The 16,062-nt window shown below is 67.2% G+C and carries 12 protein-coding genes; 5 read left to right on the top strand and 7 right to left on the bottom strand.

What is annotated here, in order from left to right; genetic code table 11:
- Window positions 1–15: 15 nt before the first annotated feature.
- Together ACGFRG_RS01050 and ACGFRG_RS01055 are read right to left on the bottom strand one after the other, a co-directional pair.
- On the bottom strand, window positions 16–1,200 hold the full coding sequence (locus ACGFRG_RS01050; protein WP_393260054.1) for an MFS transporter: 1,185 nt from the start codon (window positions 1,198–1,200) through the stop codon (window positions 16–18).
- Between the two features lie 57 nt (window positions 1,201–1,257).
- Entirely contained in the window at window positions 1,258–2,382 is a 1,125-nt protein-coding gene (locus ACGFRG_RS01055) for a SagB/ThcOx family dehydrogenase (protein ID WP_393260057.1), read from the bottom strand.
- A 612-nt stretch (window positions 2,383–2,994) separates the two neighbouring features.
- Between ACGFRG_RS01055 and ACGFRG_RS01060 the strand changes: the two genes are divergently transcribed.
- Entirely contained in the window at window positions 2,995–4,311 is a 1,317-nt protein-coding gene (locus ACGFRG_RS01060) for a cytochrome P450 (protein ID WP_393260059.1), read from the top strand.
- A gap of 44 nt (window positions 4,312–4,355) precedes the next feature.
- Here the strand turns inward: ACGFRG_RS01060 and ACGFRG_RS01065 are convergent, their stop codons facing one another.
- The 3 genes from ACGFRG_RS01065 to ACGFRG_RS01075 form a co-directional block, all read right to left on the bottom strand.
- The gene (locus tag ACGFRG_RS01065; RefSeq protein ID WP_393260062.1) at window positions 4,356–5,495 is read right to left on the bottom strand and encodes an alpha/beta fold hydrolase; all 1,140 of its coding nucleotides are present in this window, start codon (window positions 5,493–5,495) and stop codon (window positions 4,356–4,358) included.
- Between the two features lie 285 nt (window positions 5,496–5,780).
- The gene (locus ACGFRG_RS01070) at window positions 5,781–6,215 is read right to left on the bottom strand and encodes a VOC family protein (protein ID WP_393260065.1); all 435 of its coding nucleotides are present in this window, start codon (window positions 6,213–6,215) and stop codon (window positions 5,781–5,783) included.
- A 197-nt stretch (window positions 6,216–6,412) separates the two neighbouring features.
- A complete protein-coding gene (locus ACGFRG_RS01075) occupies window positions 6,413–7,117 on the bottom strand; it encodes a Clp protease N-terminal domain-containing protein (protein ID WP_361416555.1) in 705 nt (234 codons plus the stop codon).
- Window positions 7,118–7,333: 216 nt separating this feature from the next.
- On the opposite strand from ACGFRG_RS01075, the gene ACGFRG_RS01080 reads away from it, so the two are divergent.
- Both ACGFRG_RS01080 and ACGFRG_RS01085 read left to right on the top strand, forming a co-directional pair.
- Complete coding sequence (locus tag ACGFRG_RS01080; RefSeq protein WP_393260068.1) at window positions 7,334–8,203, top strand: hypothetical protein; 870 nt, start codon at window positions 7,334–7,336, stop codon at window positions 8,201–8,203.
- Window positions 8,204–8,518: 315 nt separating this feature from the next.
- Complete coding sequence (locus ACGFRG_RS01085; protein WP_361416561.1) at window positions 8,519–10,258, top strand: AIPR family protein; 1,740 nt, start codon at window positions 8,519–8,521, stop codon at window positions 10,256–10,258.
- Window positions 10,259–10,350: 92 nt separating this feature from the next.
- On the opposite strand, the gene ACGFRG_RS01090 is transcribed toward ACGFRG_RS01085, so the two are convergent.
- Window positions 10,351–10,632, bottom strand: coding sequence for a hypothetical protein (locus ACGFRG_RS01090; RefSeq protein ID WP_361416564.1), 282 nt, complete (start codon window positions 10,630–10,632; stop codon window positions 10,351–10,353).
- 111 nt (window positions 10,633–10,743) lie between these two features.
- Window positions 10,744–10,926, bottom strand: a complete 183-nt coding sequence (locus ACGFRG_RS01095) for a hypothetical protein (protein ID WP_393260071.1) — start codon at window positions 10,924–10,926, stop codon at window positions 10,744–10,746.
- 412 nt (window positions 10,927–11,338) lie between these two features.
- Here ACGFRG_RS01095 and ACGFRG_RS01100 point away from each other — a divergent pair, with 412 nt between their 5' ends.
- Together ACGFRG_RS01100 and ACGFRG_RS01105 are read left to right on the top strand one after the other, a co-directional pair.
- Window positions 11,339–12,280, top strand: coding sequence for a trypsin-like peptidase domain-containing protein (locus ACGFRG_RS01100; protein ID WP_361416567.1), 942 nt, complete (start codon window positions 11,339–11,341; stop codon window positions 12,278–12,280).
- A gap of 149 nt (window positions 12,281–12,429) precedes the next feature.
- On the top strand, window positions 12,430–16,062 hold the full coding sequence (locus ACGFRG_RS01105) for a hypothetical protein (protein WP_361416570.1): 3,633 nt from the start codon (window positions 12,430–12,432) through the stop codon (window positions 16,060–16,062).

Genomic DNA, 16,062 nt, shown 5'->3' on the forward strand with positions numbered 1-16,062 from the left:
GGCATGGCGAAGGTGTCAGTGGTGCCTCTGGCCGACGCCTGTCCCGGTGATCACAGGCCACCACACACCGAACAGGCAGGATGTGAAGGCGAGTACGGACGCGAGAGTCAGCGTGACCGGGATTCCGATGAGCTGGGCCAGCGCGCCGGCGGCGGTGCTGGTGAGGGGCAGGCTCCCCCAGACGATGAAGGTGATGGTGGCGCGCGTGCGTGCCACCAGATGGGCGGGGGTGCGGCGGGCCGTCTCGCTCTGGACCAGCGGCACCCAGATCGCTTCGGTGCAAGCGGACAGGACCAGCGCGCCGCCCACCGTGAGAAGGCCGGGGCCGATGGCCATGAGCGCGGGACAGAAGGCGCCGAGTGTGGCCACGGCGATGAGTACGCGATGCAGCCGGAATCGCCGGGCAAGGCGGCCGGCTGCCAGCGCGGCACCGATCGAGACCGCCCCGGAAACGCCCCGCAGCGCGCCCAGCAGCGGGATCCACGGGCCTGCCGCGTGGCCTGCGCGAAAGTAGGGGGCAACGACGGTGGCGACGGTCTCCTCCGCCATCGCGACGCCGATCAGCGTGATGGCCACCGGGCGCAGGAAGGCATCGTTACGGATCACCGCGACCCCGGCCCATACCCTGCGGCGTTCCGCGGCCCGCGGCGGTCCCTCGACATCGGCGAGCGGACGGCGCAGTCGTACGAAGGTGAAGCACGACAGCGCCAGACATGCACTGCCCGCCGCGAAGGGCAGTGTCGGGGAGACCGCGAACAGTGCGGCCCCGGCAGCGGGGCCCGCGGCCAAGCCGGCGACCCGGCTTGAGACGTACAGCAATGCGTATACCTCGTCGCACGCGGCCGGATCCAGCAGGCGCACGGGCGCCACGGCCGCCGCGATGTCCGTGCCGGTACTGGCCAGACCGTAGGCCAACGCCCCCGCCCCGAGCAGCAGTTCGGCACCGACACCGGGCCGCAGAGCACCGGCGGCGAGCAGCACCGCCGCGGCGCATCGGAGCGCTGTCGCCGCTGTCAGGACCGGGCCACACCCTCGGCGGTCGACGAAGGCACCCAGGGGGATGGCCAGGATCCACCAACCGGTCACCGCTGCGCTGACCAGGCCGATCAGCAGCGGACCACCCCCGTGTGCGAGGACGGCCAGGGGCAGCGTGCCCAGGATGAGCCCTCCCGCGAGGTCCCCGGCGACGGTGCCGGCCACCAGCTTCCGCGCGCCACGCGGTCCCAGTGCCGCGGGCAGCAGGGCACCACGCATCGGCTAGTCGCGGGGCACCGTCGACTCGGTGCACAGCACCGTACGGCCGAAGGACTCAAGGCCTGCGGGAGAACGGGCGGGACCCGGTCCTGTCGGCCATCCTGCCGCCAGGGCGTACAGCGCGACCTCCGCCATGCCGTCGACGCCGAGCATCTGCTCGACGCCGCTGTCGTTGAACGCGGCGGTCTGGAACGGTCCGAGCCCCAGCGCCGTGGCCGTAAGGGCGAAGGTCTGCCCGAAGTGCCCCGCGTTCATGAGCATCACCCGGTATGCCCGCGGGTGCCGGTACTTGACGGCCATCCGTTCCACCACGGCCGTGACGAAGACGACGAACGCGGCGTCCCTGATCGCACTCTGGTCGGCACACAGACGGGCGGCGTGTTCGCGGGAACAGTCCTGGCGGAGCAGTTCCAGTGAGTGCTCCAGCACGTTGTAGTGGTACACGCCGGATTCGATGCCCGTGACATCGAAGACAGCGACATAGGCCTCCAGTTCGTGCCGGGCACCGCCGGAGGCGCTGGTGCGCAGCATCAAGGTGCCGAAGGCGTCGGCATCGATGAAACCCGCCGGCCCGAACACCGTGCTCAGCAGGGCGGCGAACACATCCAGCGGTACGGGCTCGCCGGTGAAGGCGCGGTGAGTGCGCCGGGTGTACAGGACTTTTCCGAACTCGTCGGTCAGACGGGCCGGTCGGCGAGGCAGCAGTATCCGGTCGGCCCCGGGGTAGTTCTTGAAAATAGCGGGTCGCCCTTCACGTACCCGCTCCTGGCGGGACTCGGGGGTGGGCTCCTCAAAGGACGCGTCACGGGTCGCGAAGTGGAACATGTCCGCCTCGGGTGCCCACGTCCCCCACGCCCGCTCCAACATGCCCCCGTCGGCACCGAACTCCTTTGGGGTGAGCAGTAGTCCACGCTCGCGCAGTGCGGCGATGGCCTGGCCGACGGACTCGGGGTCGCAGCCGTCGAGGTTCTTGACGGCTTGTTCGCTGTCGGTCCAGTCGTCGAACAGGCTCAGGATTTCGGCGGCGACCGGGTCGAACACGGTGGTGGTCCGCCGCAGGTAGTCGTGGATCACGAAGTCGTCGTGGTGCCAGTAGCACACCAGGGTGACCGCGCGCCTCAGTTGCACAGACCGCTCCCGTCTGGGTGGTGGACGAAGAAGTGCCGGGACCAGCCGAAGCCGGCCCCGGCACATGGCGCAATAGCTGAGGTGGATGAGCCCTTACACGTCCCAGGGCGGCACCGTGCGGTCCTCGCGGGGCAGCTCGCGCGTCTTCAGGCTGATCTTGCGCATGGCGTCCTCATCTCTCATGCAGGAATCTCTCGTGCAGGACAGCGGACCCGACTCTCCCGAGGCGAGGAACCGCGCCCACGGCGCAACTATCCCCACCGGCGCTGCCGCTCATCTTGTAGTAATGCGACACTGCGGGAGCGGCAGAGCACCCGCTCCAACTCGCGGTGCTCACATGCTCCTCTTTCCTGAATCGAGTCCGCCAAGCACTCGCAGAACACCCGCCGAGAGACCTCCAACCGCGATCCCGCAAGACCAGCCCAGGACGCACTGTCCGTGGTCCACCTGATCCGCGAAGTGCTCGCCGAGGCCGGTGAGACCGGTGCCGCACGGGGCCCGTCATGGGTAGGACACGGGAACAGGGGAAGCTGCGGATGGTAAAGGCGAGTTGAGGGACGGGCGGGCCCTCGGACGGACCCGTGAGCCCTCGCCCGGACAGGAGGCACCGTCATGCACGTCCCCGGGCCCGAGCACCAGGCGGACGGCGGGCTGAGCGCCGTGGCCGCCGCGGGCGGGCTGCATCAGTACCAATTACGTCTGCACGACACGTACGGACCCGTCGTGCGCTTCCAACTCCCCGGCGCGGACACGGCGGTGTCGGTCGCCGATCCCGTGCTCCTGGAGGCCACGGCGCACCTCGACGAGCGCCCCGACAAGCTCTTCGCCTTCCTGGACCCGCTGTGCGAGGCGGGCAACCTGCAAGTGCTCCCCGCCGACGAGCACACACCCTGGCGTCGGCTGATGCTCTCGGTGCTCGCCGGACGCCCGGCCCACGAGCGGCACTTCGCACGCTTCACTCAGCTGGCGCTGGAGCTCGCGGACCGCTGGGCCGGGCGGGACGGAGGCGAACCAGTCGAGCTGCAAAGGGAGTTGACCGCTCTGTCGCTTCGCATGATCTGCGGGTTCGCCCTCGGCGGCGCGGAGGCCGAGGCGGACGTGGACCGTATCGTCGCCGCGTTCGAGGAGGTGCTCACCGAGCACCTCGGGCGGCTCTATCAGGTACCGCGAGCCGACCCGCGCTCGGCCGACCGGGCCGACGAGGCTCTCGCGTATCTGCGGGGGACGGTCGACCGCGTGGTGGCGGCGCACCGCTCGGGCGGTCGCACCGACCGCAGCGACCTGATCGGGGCGCTGGTCGAGGCGGGTGAGCGTCCGGCACGGATCCGGGACACCGTGATGATGACCCTGCTCGCCGCCCACCACACCACCGGCGTCGCCGTCTCCTGGACGCTGCACCTGCTGGGCCGCCACCCCGACGCGGCCGACCGCGTCGCCGCCGAGCTGGACCAGGTGCTCGGCGAGCGCGCCGCGCCCGATTTCAGCGATCTGCGGCGGCTCACGTATCTGGACATGGTGCTCAAGGAGTCGATGCGGCTGTTCCCGCCCGGCCCCTACGGTGCGCGCGAGACGACCGACGACCTGGTCCTGGGCCCGTACGAGATCCCCGCCGGCACAACGGTGTTCTATCCGTTCTGGGCGCTACACCTGAACCCCGAACACTGGCCCAACCCAGAACGCTTCGACCCCGAGCGCTTCACACCGCAGGAAGTGGCCAAGCGGCCACGGTACGCGTACGTCCCCTTCGGGATCGGACCGCGCAGCTGCGAGGGCGCCGCCCTGGCAACGGTCGAGGCCCAGCTCGTCCTGGCCGTGCTCCTCAAGCGCCTGCGCTTTTGGCCCGCGCCGGGCCACGAGGTGACACCGGTGGAACGGTTCGTACTGTGGGCACGGGACGGGATCCGGATGACGGTGCGGCCACGCGGCTGAACAGTCCGACGGACTCCCCCGCCGCAGCGCCGGCATGCCCGAAGCTAAGGCGCCGGAGTGATGTTGCCGTTCTCGTCCATGGTGAAGCGGCCCTGAGTGTTGCCGTCGACGCTGGTGTGCTTGAGCCAGTGCTTCGACAGGGCGTGCAGGTTGCTGTGCTGCCCTTCCCAGGGCATGGAGTGGCCGGCGCACGCCACCGTGACCAGGAGCTTGTGCGCCCCCGTGATGGCGTCGTAGAGCGCGGGGACATGGAAGTCGAGCACAGCGTTGGAGCTGGGCGGTGTGGTGTTGGCGGTCTTGTCGAACTCGCCGTGCACGATGAGCACGGGCACGCTTCCGCCCAGGACACCGCCCTGTCCCGCGGTGGTCTTGTTCCAGCCCCACGTCACGAAGTTCCGGAACCGGCTGACGCCCTCGGGCCTTCCGGTCGCGGGCAGGACCTTCCCCCACGTACGGCCGATCGGGTCTTCCTCCATGAGGGCGCCCCACACGACGTCGACGATGCCGGGCTCGCGCTGGTTCGTACAGTGCACCTCATTGGTCCACGCCTGTTCGAAGCCCGTGCGCGTGAGCACGTGGGTGGGAAATCCGGGCGCCGGCAGCGTCGGCGGGTTCGAGGGGCCCAGCGGCGGGAAGATCGGCGCGAGCAGGAACAGGCTCTCCACTTTCCCCGGATTCTTGATCGCGTACGGCCCCATGGCGAACGCGGCCGCCGACCAGCCGATGAAAGAGACCTTCGAGACGTTGCGAATGCTCCGGATGTAGTCGACCACGGTGCCGAGCTCGTCCTGGTCGCTCTGGGAGTTGGTCAGTACGAAGGGGTAGCTCGCGGTGCGCGCGCCCGACAGCGGGGGGTTGATGGCGCCCTGCTCGTTGGGATTGACGTTGCACGGGTCCTCCATCCGGGGACGCGGCGACCGGCCAGAGCCCTGGAGGTCCATCATGAAGACGTCGTAACCGGCCTGGGCCAACGCATCGGCCCACCCGTACGAGGTGTACTGAAGGTCGTAGCCGGCCAGGACCGGAATACTCCTGCCATGCAGCATGAGGACGACCTCGCGGGCCGCAGGGGGGCCGGAGGGTGTGCCGTCGTGCTCTCGTACGAAGAGGTCGACCTGCTGGCCGTCCGTGGCGGGGACGGTCGACTTATGGGGGACCATGTGGTCGGTCGTGGTGACAGCCATGGGAGTCAATCCTTCCGGACGGCCCGGATGCAAGCGCGGAGCCTCGTCCAGGCCAGACTCAGGGAGCCGTGCGCCGACCGCCACCGGAGGACCGCTGCCCTGAACCACCGGATCTCGGATCAGGTGAGGGGCGTGGGAATCCCCGCGCATGCCCGCTCGGCGGTGCTGTCCCAGCGCGGCATACGAGGCTTCGGTCCCGACCGCACACGGGAACCGAGTCGGTAAGCGGAGCCAGAGAGGCCCAGGGGAGGCGGCTCCCCTGGGCCTCTCTGGCTCGCAGAATGCTCAGTCGATACAGAACTCGTTGCCCTCGATGTCCAGCATCGGGATGCACGACTCGTTCTCCTCATCGGCATACAGAGTTTGCACGTGGGTGGCGCCGAGAGCGACCAGTCGTGCGCACTCGGCTTCGAGCGCGGCGAGACGCTCGTCCCCCACGAGCCCGGTGCCGACCCGGACGTCGAGATGCACCCGATTCTTTACGACCTTGCCTTCGGGGACACGCTGGAAGTACAGGCGCGGGCCCACACCCGAGGGATCACTGCAGGCGGACCACGCACCCCGCTTCTCAGGAGGCAGGGTGCGGTTGAAGTCGTCCCAGGTGGCGAACCCCTCCGGTGGCGGCGGCATGACATACCCCAACACCTCGCACCAAAAACGAGCGACGCGCTCAGGGTCCGCGCAGTCAAAGGTGACTTGGAACTTCTTGATCACTGACATCGGCGCACCGTACCAAGGAGACGTGGGACTCTGCCGCTCCTTTCCCCAGACGGATCCGCCCGCCGCCGGTCGCGCCTTGAGACACTTTGGACACCAAGTGACCAAACCGCATAGTCGCGAGAACGACGCGACCGCTCGGCGACGCCGGGTGGGAAAAGCCACGTCAGTCCGGTCCCCCACGGCTGCTGATCGTTCAGTTACTGCTTGTCGCGCACGGCGAGACGTTTGGCGATCTCGGTCTTGACCGTCTCGTGCAGCTCGTCCGACGTGAAGCCGAGGCTGCGCAGGATCTGCGCGGCCGGGCTCTCCTCGACGCGGATCAGGCCCAGCAGTGTGTGTTCCGTGCCGACCCAGTCGTGGCCGAGGTCGGCCGACACGCGACGCGCCTGCCCAATGGCCTCCTTGCTCTCCGGCCGGAACGCGATGTGCCCCCGCAGCGCCTTCTCCCCCGCCGGCGGCATCGCTTCCCCGATCGCGTCGCGGATGCGTTGCTCCGACTCGGTTTTCGCCACCAGCACCTCGTACGCCAGGCCCTGCGGTTCGCCGAGCAGGCCCAGCAGCATGTGTTCGGTGCCGATGAAGTCGTGCTTGTGCGTGCGGGCGACTTCCTGTGCCAGCACGATGCTGTGCCGGTTCAGATTGGTGAACCGCTCGAACGCGGCGGGCGCGTGGCGTTGCTGGGCGGCCTGCTTGGTCACGCCGATGGCGTCGCCGATCTCGGTCCAGGACGCGCCGGTCTGCTTGGCCTTGCTGACGTAGTGGTCGATGAGCTGGTCACCGAGGTCGGACAGCGTCTGCGCGCGAAGTCGCGCCTCGCTGATACGGGCCAGTTCGTTGGCGTCGGGGAGTTCCTCGTCGAGCCGTGCGATCAAGTCGGCGAGGCTGATGTCGAGTGGGCTCATGCGTCAACCTTAAGTTGACGATGACGCATCGTCAACTTGTAATTGACGCCCATTCGGGGTGCGCCCTGGCACCAGCACCTCCTTGCCAGGGCGCCTGCCCAACCCACGGCACACAGAAGGCCTCCGCGAGAGGGGGGCCTGCGTAAAGAGAAAGTCAAGGGCGACATAGGATGCGGGTGACTATTTCTGACTTTCTTGGGTAACCGGGGCAATCACATGAAGTTCACGCGTATATCAGTACTCCTCGCGTCCGCGGCCGTCGCGCCGGGCGTTCTGCTCACCTCTCCGGCATACGCCGCCGACGTGAAGGCGCCTGGCGTCTCGGCGCCCGACGCCGGGACGAAGACCCCGTCCCAGCAGGCGGACGACGACCGCGTCGAGCTCCTTCGCATGATGGCGGCCAAGGATGCGGGGCCGGGGTTCAAGAAGGCCGCGGGCAAGGCGCTCGACGAGGGTGCGGCCGCCGTGCGGAAGTTCCTTGAGGTGGGCCAGTACGAGGCTCGCGACGCGGACAACCAGGTGCTGATCTCCCAGATCATCAACAAGGGCGGCCGGGGTGTGCGAGAGGCGGGCGAGAAAGCCCTCCTGGGCACCCCCGAGGACCGGGTGCGGTTCCTGGAGAAGGGGCAGTTCGAGCAGCGCATCATCGACAACCGCGTCCTCGTCAGCCAGATCATCAACGCTGGTGGCCCGGGGGTGAAGGAGGCTGGAATCAAAGCGCTCCGGGGCACGCCCGAGGACGTGCAGGCGTTCATCGACAAGGGCCAGTACGAGGCCCGCAAGAAGGACGAGGCCGACGCCGCTGCCGCGAAGGACAAGAAGGACAAGGACACGAAGGACGAGGGCAAGGACAAGCCGAAGCCCGACGCCTCCAAGGACGCCAGTACCACCCCCACGACCGACAGCAGCGGTAAGCCCGTGACCACCGCGGCCAAGAACGACCCGGCACCCACCTCCGCCGGCACCTCCCTCGCCTCCACCGGAGCCGGTTCCGCGCTGCCGTGGGCCGCGGGCGGCACCGCCGTCGCACTCGTCGGAGGCGCGGGCCTGCTGATAGCCGCCCGCCGCCGCTCCGCCGAGGGCTGAGCGAACGCTTGAGGGGACGCGCGGATATCCCGCCCGCGGACCGTCGGCGACCGGTCACGCCCGCACAGCGGACGGCCGGGCATGTCATCGGCAACGAAGCAGACCGGGAGCGATCTCGTCGTCTATGACCCTGGCCGCGTTCAGATCCTCCAGGGTCTATGCCTCGCGGCGCTACAGTGGGCATCGTCGCCGATGGCCCGTCACATCCGCGCCCCCTCGCGCGCTTCCACACACCTTAATGCGCCGGGTGTTCACCCACGGCGGTCAGTGTCAGCATCTTCTGTCTACGTTCCAATGCATCAGTGGGGGTGTTGCATGGCACCGGCGCAGAACAACGACCAGCGACTGCTCGACCGGATCCTGGAAGACCAGCACCGCAAGCTCGCGCCCGAAAAGAGCAGGGACGACTTCTTCACCTTCTTCGCGGCCGACAAAGCACTGCAGGACTGGGACCTCGACATCGACGAGATCACGGACGGAATCGTGGACGGTGCCCACGACTGCGGCATCGACGGCATCTGGACCTTCGTCGACGAGCGCTACATCACCGCTGACGCCCATCAGTACCTGCCCTCCCGCGCCAACAAGATCGAGCTGGTGATCCTCCAGGCGAAGAACACTTCGGGCTACCAGGAGACAGTGATCGAGAAGCTCCACTTCCATCTCCCCACGCTCCTCGACATGGGACGCGAGGAAGACAGCCTGATCGACCACACCAACGCCAAGCTACTGAACCGCACTCGCCGGTTCCTGCGCGTGCTGGAGGAGTTGGCCTCCTCCTTCCCGCAGGTCCGCATCAAGGTCATCTACACCAGCAAGGCGGCAGAGACCCCACACCCCAACGTTAAGTCCAAGGGCGACCGACTCCGCAGGGAGCTCACCAAGATCACCTCGGACACCGCCGCCGACATCGAGTACGTCAACGCGGCGGATCTGCGCGAGCGCACCGCACGCGGTGCGAAAGCCGTCGCTCAACTTGTCTTCACCGAAACACCCATGAGCACCTCACTCGGCGAGGGGTACGTGTGCCTGGCGCGTCTGGACGAGTACTACCGGTTCATCACGTCGGACAATCAGGCCCTGCGACTGGAGCTGTTCGAGTCCAACGTGCGCGACTACGCTGGTTCGACTGTGGTCAACAACGCCATCGGCGAAACCCTCAAGTCCGGTACGGGCGAGGACTTCTGGTGGTTCAACAACGGCGTCACTGTGGTCGCCGACGCCGCCCAGATCGCTGGCAAGCGGATCGTGGTCAAAGAGCCCCAGATCGTCAACGGCTTGCAGACCAGCCACGAGATCTACAGTTACGTACAAAACGGCGGCCAGCACCGCGACCGCTCTCTCTTAGTGAAGATCGTCGTGGCGCCCGATTCCGGCACCGCTCGCGACCGCATCATCCGCGCCACCAACAGCCAGACCCAGCTACCCGCTGGGGCTCTGCGTGCCACCGAATCCATCCAGAAAGACATCGAGGAGAGCCTCCACCAATCCGGCGGCTACTACTATGAGCGCCGAGCCAGCTACTACCGCAACCTCGGCTTTCCTCTCGGCCGCGTCGTCAGTATGGCCCGGCTGGCCAGAGAGTTCACCGCCTTCGCACTCCGAGAACCCCACGTCGCCCTCCGCCACTCGGACGCCCTACTCCTGGACGACCAGCACTACGCCCAGATCTTCTCCACCCGGCACGACCTCGACATCTACCGGCTCTGCCTCGACGTCCACACCCAGCTTCGTGCCTTCCTGGCCCAGTACGCCGAAGACCGCCCGCTGCTCGGAGAGACCCTCGAGAACTGGCTCTACCCACTGGCCTCCATGTCGGCCTACACCCTGACCCGGCTGCGCCAGCCATCCCCACGCGATCTACTCAACATCGACCTGGACCACCTCAACGAAACGCTCATGACGCGCATGACCGGCACCCTGGAACAGAACTTCAAAACCGCCCTGCGCCACAGCAAAGCCGGCGGCGTCGACCGCATCGCCCGCACACCCGACTTCACCACCAAGCTCCGGCAAGCCGTCATCACCCAAATCCGCTACCGCATCGAAAGGTGATCCGTCCCGGCAATGCCGCAGGCTCGCCGCACAGCCCGACACCGAACTCGCTCAAGACCGGAACGTGCTGGCGAGAACGCCCTGGTGGCGACCTATACGTGAACGTGGCTCTCGCGAGATGCTCGATCACCCTGCGACGCGGCCTGGTTGGCGTAGTGGCGTCTCAAGTGCACGATCAGGATGACGCATTGCGTTGCAGTGTGACGCCCGGCGCGGCCGCTCGTGATCCGCTCCTGGAGCTTCACGTCGGTGACACGGCCTTCGTTCATCGCGAAGCTGCAGGGAGTGGCATCGCGGTGGACCATCGCGTCCTGGTCCTCGCGCATGACTCCCGCCAGGGTCGGATGTTCGCCGGTGACGAGCTGGTCAGGCACACGAGGTACATCGCCCACCGGGCGGCGTACGGTGGAGGTATGGTCGGCTACCCCCTACGGAAGCCGCTGCGAGTAACCACTCAGAGCGACACCCAGTACTCTCGCGGAAGGTCAAGGCAATAGCTCAGCGCCTTCGTCACGCGCTCGAGGCTTGACGATCACGACAGAACCTGTCACGTCGATCGCGACGACCGTCATGCCAGCCACCGCCCGCCCCAACATCGCCTCGTGCGGATCGTGCAGTTGAGCGCGATCAGAGCCCGCGGCCGATAGCGCGACAACCATGAACAGCAAACTGTCTGGGCCAACGGTCCATGAGGCGCCGCCGAGTTGCGGACGCGAGGTGGCCGCGCAAGGCTGGAAGTAGAACTGTGCGCGGCCTGCGAGCCAGATATTGGTTTGTCCGGGTGCGCTGTTGATCTGAGCGAGGCGGGGGCAGGAACAGAACTCGCTAAATGTCTGGGCACTTTAGATGCGATACGGGTGACGGGGAATGATCTCAGGGCTTCAAGGAGATCCGCCCGCCGAGAAATATCCCAGATCAGACGACCATTTCGTCATTGCTCGATCACTCTTCCTTTTGATACCCAATTGCAGTCCAGAGGGGCACAGTTGGAGCGACTCGTCCGGCGAGGGAACATCCAATCCGCTGCAATAGAGAGTGGTCCCCTCATCTCGGGAATCTGGAAGGAAAGGAGAGAGTCAGATGATCCCGGAGCGACCGATTTCGGTTCCCCAAGACGCTATTGAGGCGTCAGTGGCACTGCGTAATAGACTCAATGCTCGCGAGGCCGGGAAATACACGACCGGCGTTGGCCTGAAGCAGACAGGAGGAGTGTTCACCGACCAGATCTCACTGTTCGTCTACGTCCCGCTGAAGAGGCCCCCAGAGGACGTTACGGAAGGGGAACTCGTCCCATCCGAGTTCGGAGGCTATGTCACGGACGTGGTCGAGGTACAGCCGACGCTCATAGAGGACTCCGCGCGATACGATCCCCTGCACGGAGGAATTGAGATCTCCAGAGAGCGCATAATCGACGACGGTATCTTCGCTCCGCCGACGGGAACATTGGGGGCAATCGTCACCAGCCGCGTGGACGGTGCAGCACAGTTGCTCACTTGTGCCCATGTGGTACAGCGGACCGACCTCAATGTCTATCAGCCCGGACAGGTGTCCACGTCGCCCACAACGGACATAGTAGGAACCATTTTGGCTCTGCGAAGCGAGTTCAATCCCTTGTTCCTCGACTGCGCGGTCATCGATCTCAATGGGTCTCGCAGTTGGAAGGCAACCATCGAGGATATCGGTCCGGTGCAGGGCGCATTGACCGATGTGCCGCCCCTGGGCGAAGTTGTGAAGAAACGTGGCAAGCGGACCCTGCTGACGAACGGCTTCGTAGTCAGGCTGATCTCTTCAGCATTTGTACCGGCGATCGACGAGTTCGAGATGAGCGGCGCGGTTCCCTCCGTGACTCTGTTCGCCGGAGGGGGTGACTCCGGATCCGTGGTGCTCAATTCAAGCAACCAGGTGATCGGCCTCCTCTTTGCGATACCGAACGAGGACCTTGGGCCCAAGCTGAGTAGCGGTGGCATCGCCCAGCCGATCTATAACGTGCAGGAAGCACTCCAGATTGATGTCGCCTCATAAATCGATGGTACCTTCACTCTGGACCCTACACACAGTGCCAAAATTTGATGCGCGATCGGACCAGCAATAGCCTGAAATGACCGAGAGCCAGCAGTTGCCGGAAGGTTCGGCACCCTCGACCGTCGCCGTTCATTTGCTGGGGGTACCCCATGCAGAACCACTCGGCGCGGGCCCTGGCCGTCTGTTCTCCAGGGCACGGCAGACTTCACCTCTTCGTCGGCGCACACGACGGCAGTGTGCGGCACAGGTCGTTCGACGGTATCTGGAGCGCATGGCACGAGCTCGGCCGTCCCTGGCTCTCGCCGAGGGTTCCCGACTTCGACTGGTTGAGCGCAACGGCAGCCGAGGGCGGCCCGGTCGAGATCTTCGCGCTCAATGCCGCCGACGAGCTCCGGCTCATGCGCCTGGGCGGTGAGGACCGACCGGAGTGGACGCCGCTCGGCGTACTCGCCCACAGTTCCGCGGTGACGGGTTTCACCGCTGTGACGACGAAGCCTGGTGATCTGCACGTCTTCCTGAGCACGGGCGCGCCGGACTGGGAGATCGTTCACTGGCATCCGGTCGGCGGGCCGATGCTGCTCCGCGCGGGCGACCGAACACCCGCGCAGACCGCGGTGACGATCGCACGGGGACAGGTCAATCTCCTGGTCACGGACACCCTTGAGCGGCGCCTGATCCGGGGGCGCTTCGCGATGGAGGGGTCACCGGTCGACGAACCACCGATATGGGAGGTGCTCGGAACCCTGCCCGACGGAGACGGGCAGACCTTCACCTGCCTCGCCGCCACGGAACGCGACGTCTTCCTGGGCGGCGAGCATGGCCTGCGGCACTCCGCCCTGGCACCGTGGCTCGGCTGGGAGCACCTCGGCGGCGACCTCTGCGCCCATGGCACGGATCGCCCCCGGCTGGCTGCCGTCGCGGCCGGGAGCGGCCGGACCGACGTACTCGCCATCTGGGCCGGTGGCGCACTCATGCACCGACGCTTCGACACCGCATGGTCCGACTGGCACCTGGTCGACCTGCCGAGCACCGCGTCGAACAGCTACACCGTGCTGCGCCCCGACGACCTCGTCACGCTGACCGTCAGGGGCCAGGGACTGCACGAACAGACCCGGACCGACGGCACGGTGCAGCTGGTGGCCGACCCGGGCGGCGGACGCCTGATCGTGGACGTCCCCGCGCAGCACCTGGCCGAGACCGTGGTGGAATCCGGCTTGACGCTCCAGGGCTACCTCGCCGGACCGTCGACATTGTGCTTCGCCGTCGGCCAGGATCCGATCACCCTCACCGTGGACGGCCTGCTCGACGCGATGAACCAGCTCTGCCTCGTCACCAGCGCGGTTTCCGCAGGAGACGAGGTCACCCGACTCGAACTCCCGTGGCGCCTCGTACTCGCCCTGCAGCAGGGGGCCCAGTGCATCCACTGTGCCCACCGCACTCTGCCCGCCACGAGCACGGGTGGCGGCACCGAGCTGTGGCACAGCCGTATCTCGGGCCCGGACGGCCGCCTCGCGGCGCGCCCCGTCCAGGCCCTGCCCGACGGAACCAGCCTGGGCACGCCACTGGACGCCTGGCTGGACCAGATCGTCGCGGCCGCAGGCAAGAATCCGGACCTCTCGGTGACGGTCGAACGGCTGATCCTGAGCGCCTACGGAGCCCGGTTCTCCGCCTCCGCCAACTGGCCCCAGCTGGAATGGACCCATGACGCCGCACTGGGCCGGGACTTCCACGTCAAGATCGCCGTCACCGGCGCGCTGTTCCCGTTCGGCCACCGCGCGGCCTATGTGGAAGTGACCGACCGGCGGTTCGACGGGACCGAACCCGCCATAGCCGCGCTGCACCGGCAGAGCTTCCTGATCGTCACCGAGCCCGTCCGCGACGACTACGGCATCGGCAAGGGCGGCTCGCACGAGCGGAGCTTCCCATTCCAGCGCATCGCGATCGACCCCGGGCAGACATCGGACCTGGAGGACGCCTCCTGGATCCCGCTGGGCCCCGCGTCCGACGACCCGAGGTGCTTCTGGCCGATGCGGGGCGGAGCGCGCGTGCTGTTCACCCTTTGGGCCCGGGCGGGCCAGCAGGACGTGGAACTGCGTCTGCCGCTGCTGTTCGTCGAGGACAGGGCGACCGGCTCCGCCTATGCCACGGCGCTCGACACGATCTACGGACACGGCCCCGGCACTGGAGCCTTCGCCGGCCTGGGGCGACCCGTCTCCGACGTCGGCAGCCGCATCCCGCTCGCCATGGTGGCGCCGACCCAGGCGGCCGAGGGCGCGGTGCAGGAAGTGCAGTCGATGACCTTCGGTGGTCTCGGAGCCGGGCTCTCCCCCACCGGAGTCGGCTTCTACCCACAGGTGACCCAGCTGGCCGTGGGACTACCAGCCGCCCGACAGCTGCTCGGCCCCCTGCCGGCGCTGCCCGCGACGATCTCGAAGGCACTCGTCAACACCCCGTGGGGCCAACCGCCGGCCGACGCGCTGCTCGACCTCGTGACCCCGCAACCGCTCGACTTCGGGGCCGCCGGGGCACGTGTGGGGTCGCTGGCCGCCCCCGACATGACGATGACGCAGATCTCACGCACACTCGGGCCGTCCGTCGGCGACGCACTCCCGACGGACCCCGGCAAGCTGTTCGCCCCGGACGCGACCCTGTTCGGCGTGGTCCCCCTGCGTGACCTCATCTCCGTCGTCACCGACCAGCCGAAACTCCTCTGGCTCGGGGAGGGCACCGACACCCCGTCCGCGAAGCTGACCTGGAAGCAGGGGCTCGACAAGGCGGTCGGGCCGTTCTGTCCCGGTGCCACGTCGTCGGTGTACATCGAAGCGCTGGCGCAACTGGTAGGCGGAAAACCCGAGATGCACGCCACCGGGAAGATCAACGATTTCCAACTGGTGATCCCCTCGCAAGGGCCGGACGCGCTGGTCACGCTCACCTTCGCGGGCGTGGTCTTCACCGCCGACGCCGGCAAGCGCCTGAACCTCGACGTCACGCTGTCCAAGGTCGAACTCAACGGAAACCTCCAGTTCCTGCGCACACTGCAGGAGTTGATCCCGCAGGCGGGGCGCAGCGGGCCGCACATCGACGTGTCGGCGAAGGCGATCACGGCGTCGTATACCCTCGCCGTTCCCAGCGCCGGCTTGATGGTGTTCAGTCTGCAGAACCTCACCATCGAGATCGCCGTCACGCTGTCGCTGACGAACGAGCCCATCGTTCTGGATTTCACCTTCGGCACCCGGGAGCGACCGTTCCTGGTCACGGTTTCCGGCTTCGGCGGCGGCGGATACCTGGAACTGGGGCTGGGCGCCGGCGGTCCGGACAGCGGCCTGCAGCGGTTGACCGGCGGCATCGAGTTCGGCGCCGCTGTCGTCATGGACTTCACCATCGCATCCGCGGAGGTGCACGTCTTCGGCGGGGTGGTCTTCGCCAAGAACGGCAGCGACACCGAGATCACCGGCTATCTGCGGATCGGCGGCAGCGTCTCCGTGCTGGGACTGATCAGTGTCTCGATCGAGCTGACGCTCAGCCTGGCGTACGACACCACTACCAACGTGCTGAGCGGTTCGGCCAAGCTCGTCATCACGGTGGATCTGACGTTCTTCTCTAAGACCGTGACGCTGGAGTGCCACAAGAGCTTCAACGGTGCCTCGCTCGCGGCCACTTCCGCCCACGGCGGACCCGCCCTGGCGAGCGGCCCGGACCCTTCGTCGGTCGAGGCCGCGCTCGGGCCGCAGGGGCAGTCGTTCCCCTGGCAGACGTACTGCCAGGCGTTCGCAGGGGAGTAA

Source organism: Streptomyces sp. NPDC048696 (assembly GCF_043198895.1).
GTDB lineage: Bacteria > Actinomycetota > Actinomycetes > Streptomycetales > Streptomycetaceae > Streptomyces.

Bases quoted from the DNA above. Each gene is read 5' to 3' on its own strand.
- ACGFRG_RS01065 (WP_393260062.1), bottom strand. From the start codon at position 5,495: ATGGCTGTCACCACGACCGACCACATGGTCCCCCATAAGTCGACCGTC.
- ACGFRG_RS01085 (WP_361416561.1), top strand. From the start codon at position 8,519: ATGGCACCGGCGCAGAACAACGACCAGCGACTGCTCGACCGGATCCTG.
- ACGFRG_RS01100 (WP_361416567.1), top strand. From the start codon at position 11,339: ATGATCCCGGAGCGACCGATTTCGGTTCCCCAAGACGCTATTGAGGCG.
- ACGFRG_RS01105 (WP_361416570.1), top strand. From the start codon at position 12,430: ATGCAGAACCACTCGGCGCGGGCCCTGGCCGTCTGTTCTCCAGGGCAC.
- ACGFRG_RS01075 (WP_361416555.1), bottom strand. From the start codon at position 7,117: ATGAGCCCACTCGACATCAGCCTCGCCGACTTGATCGCACGGCTCGAC.
- ACGFRG_RS01080 (WP_393260068.1), top strand. From the start codon at position 7,334: ATGAAGTTCACGCGTATATCAGTACTCCTCGCGTCCGCGGCCGTCGCG.
- ACGFRG_RS01070 (WP_393260065.1), bottom strand. From the start codon at position 6,215: ATGTCAGTGATCAAGAAGTTCCAAGTCACCTTTGACTGCGCGGACCCT.
- ACGFRG_RS01060 (WP_393260059.1), top strand. From the start codon at position 2,995: ATGCACGTCCCCGGGCCCGAGCACCAGGCGGACGGCGGGCTGAGCGCC.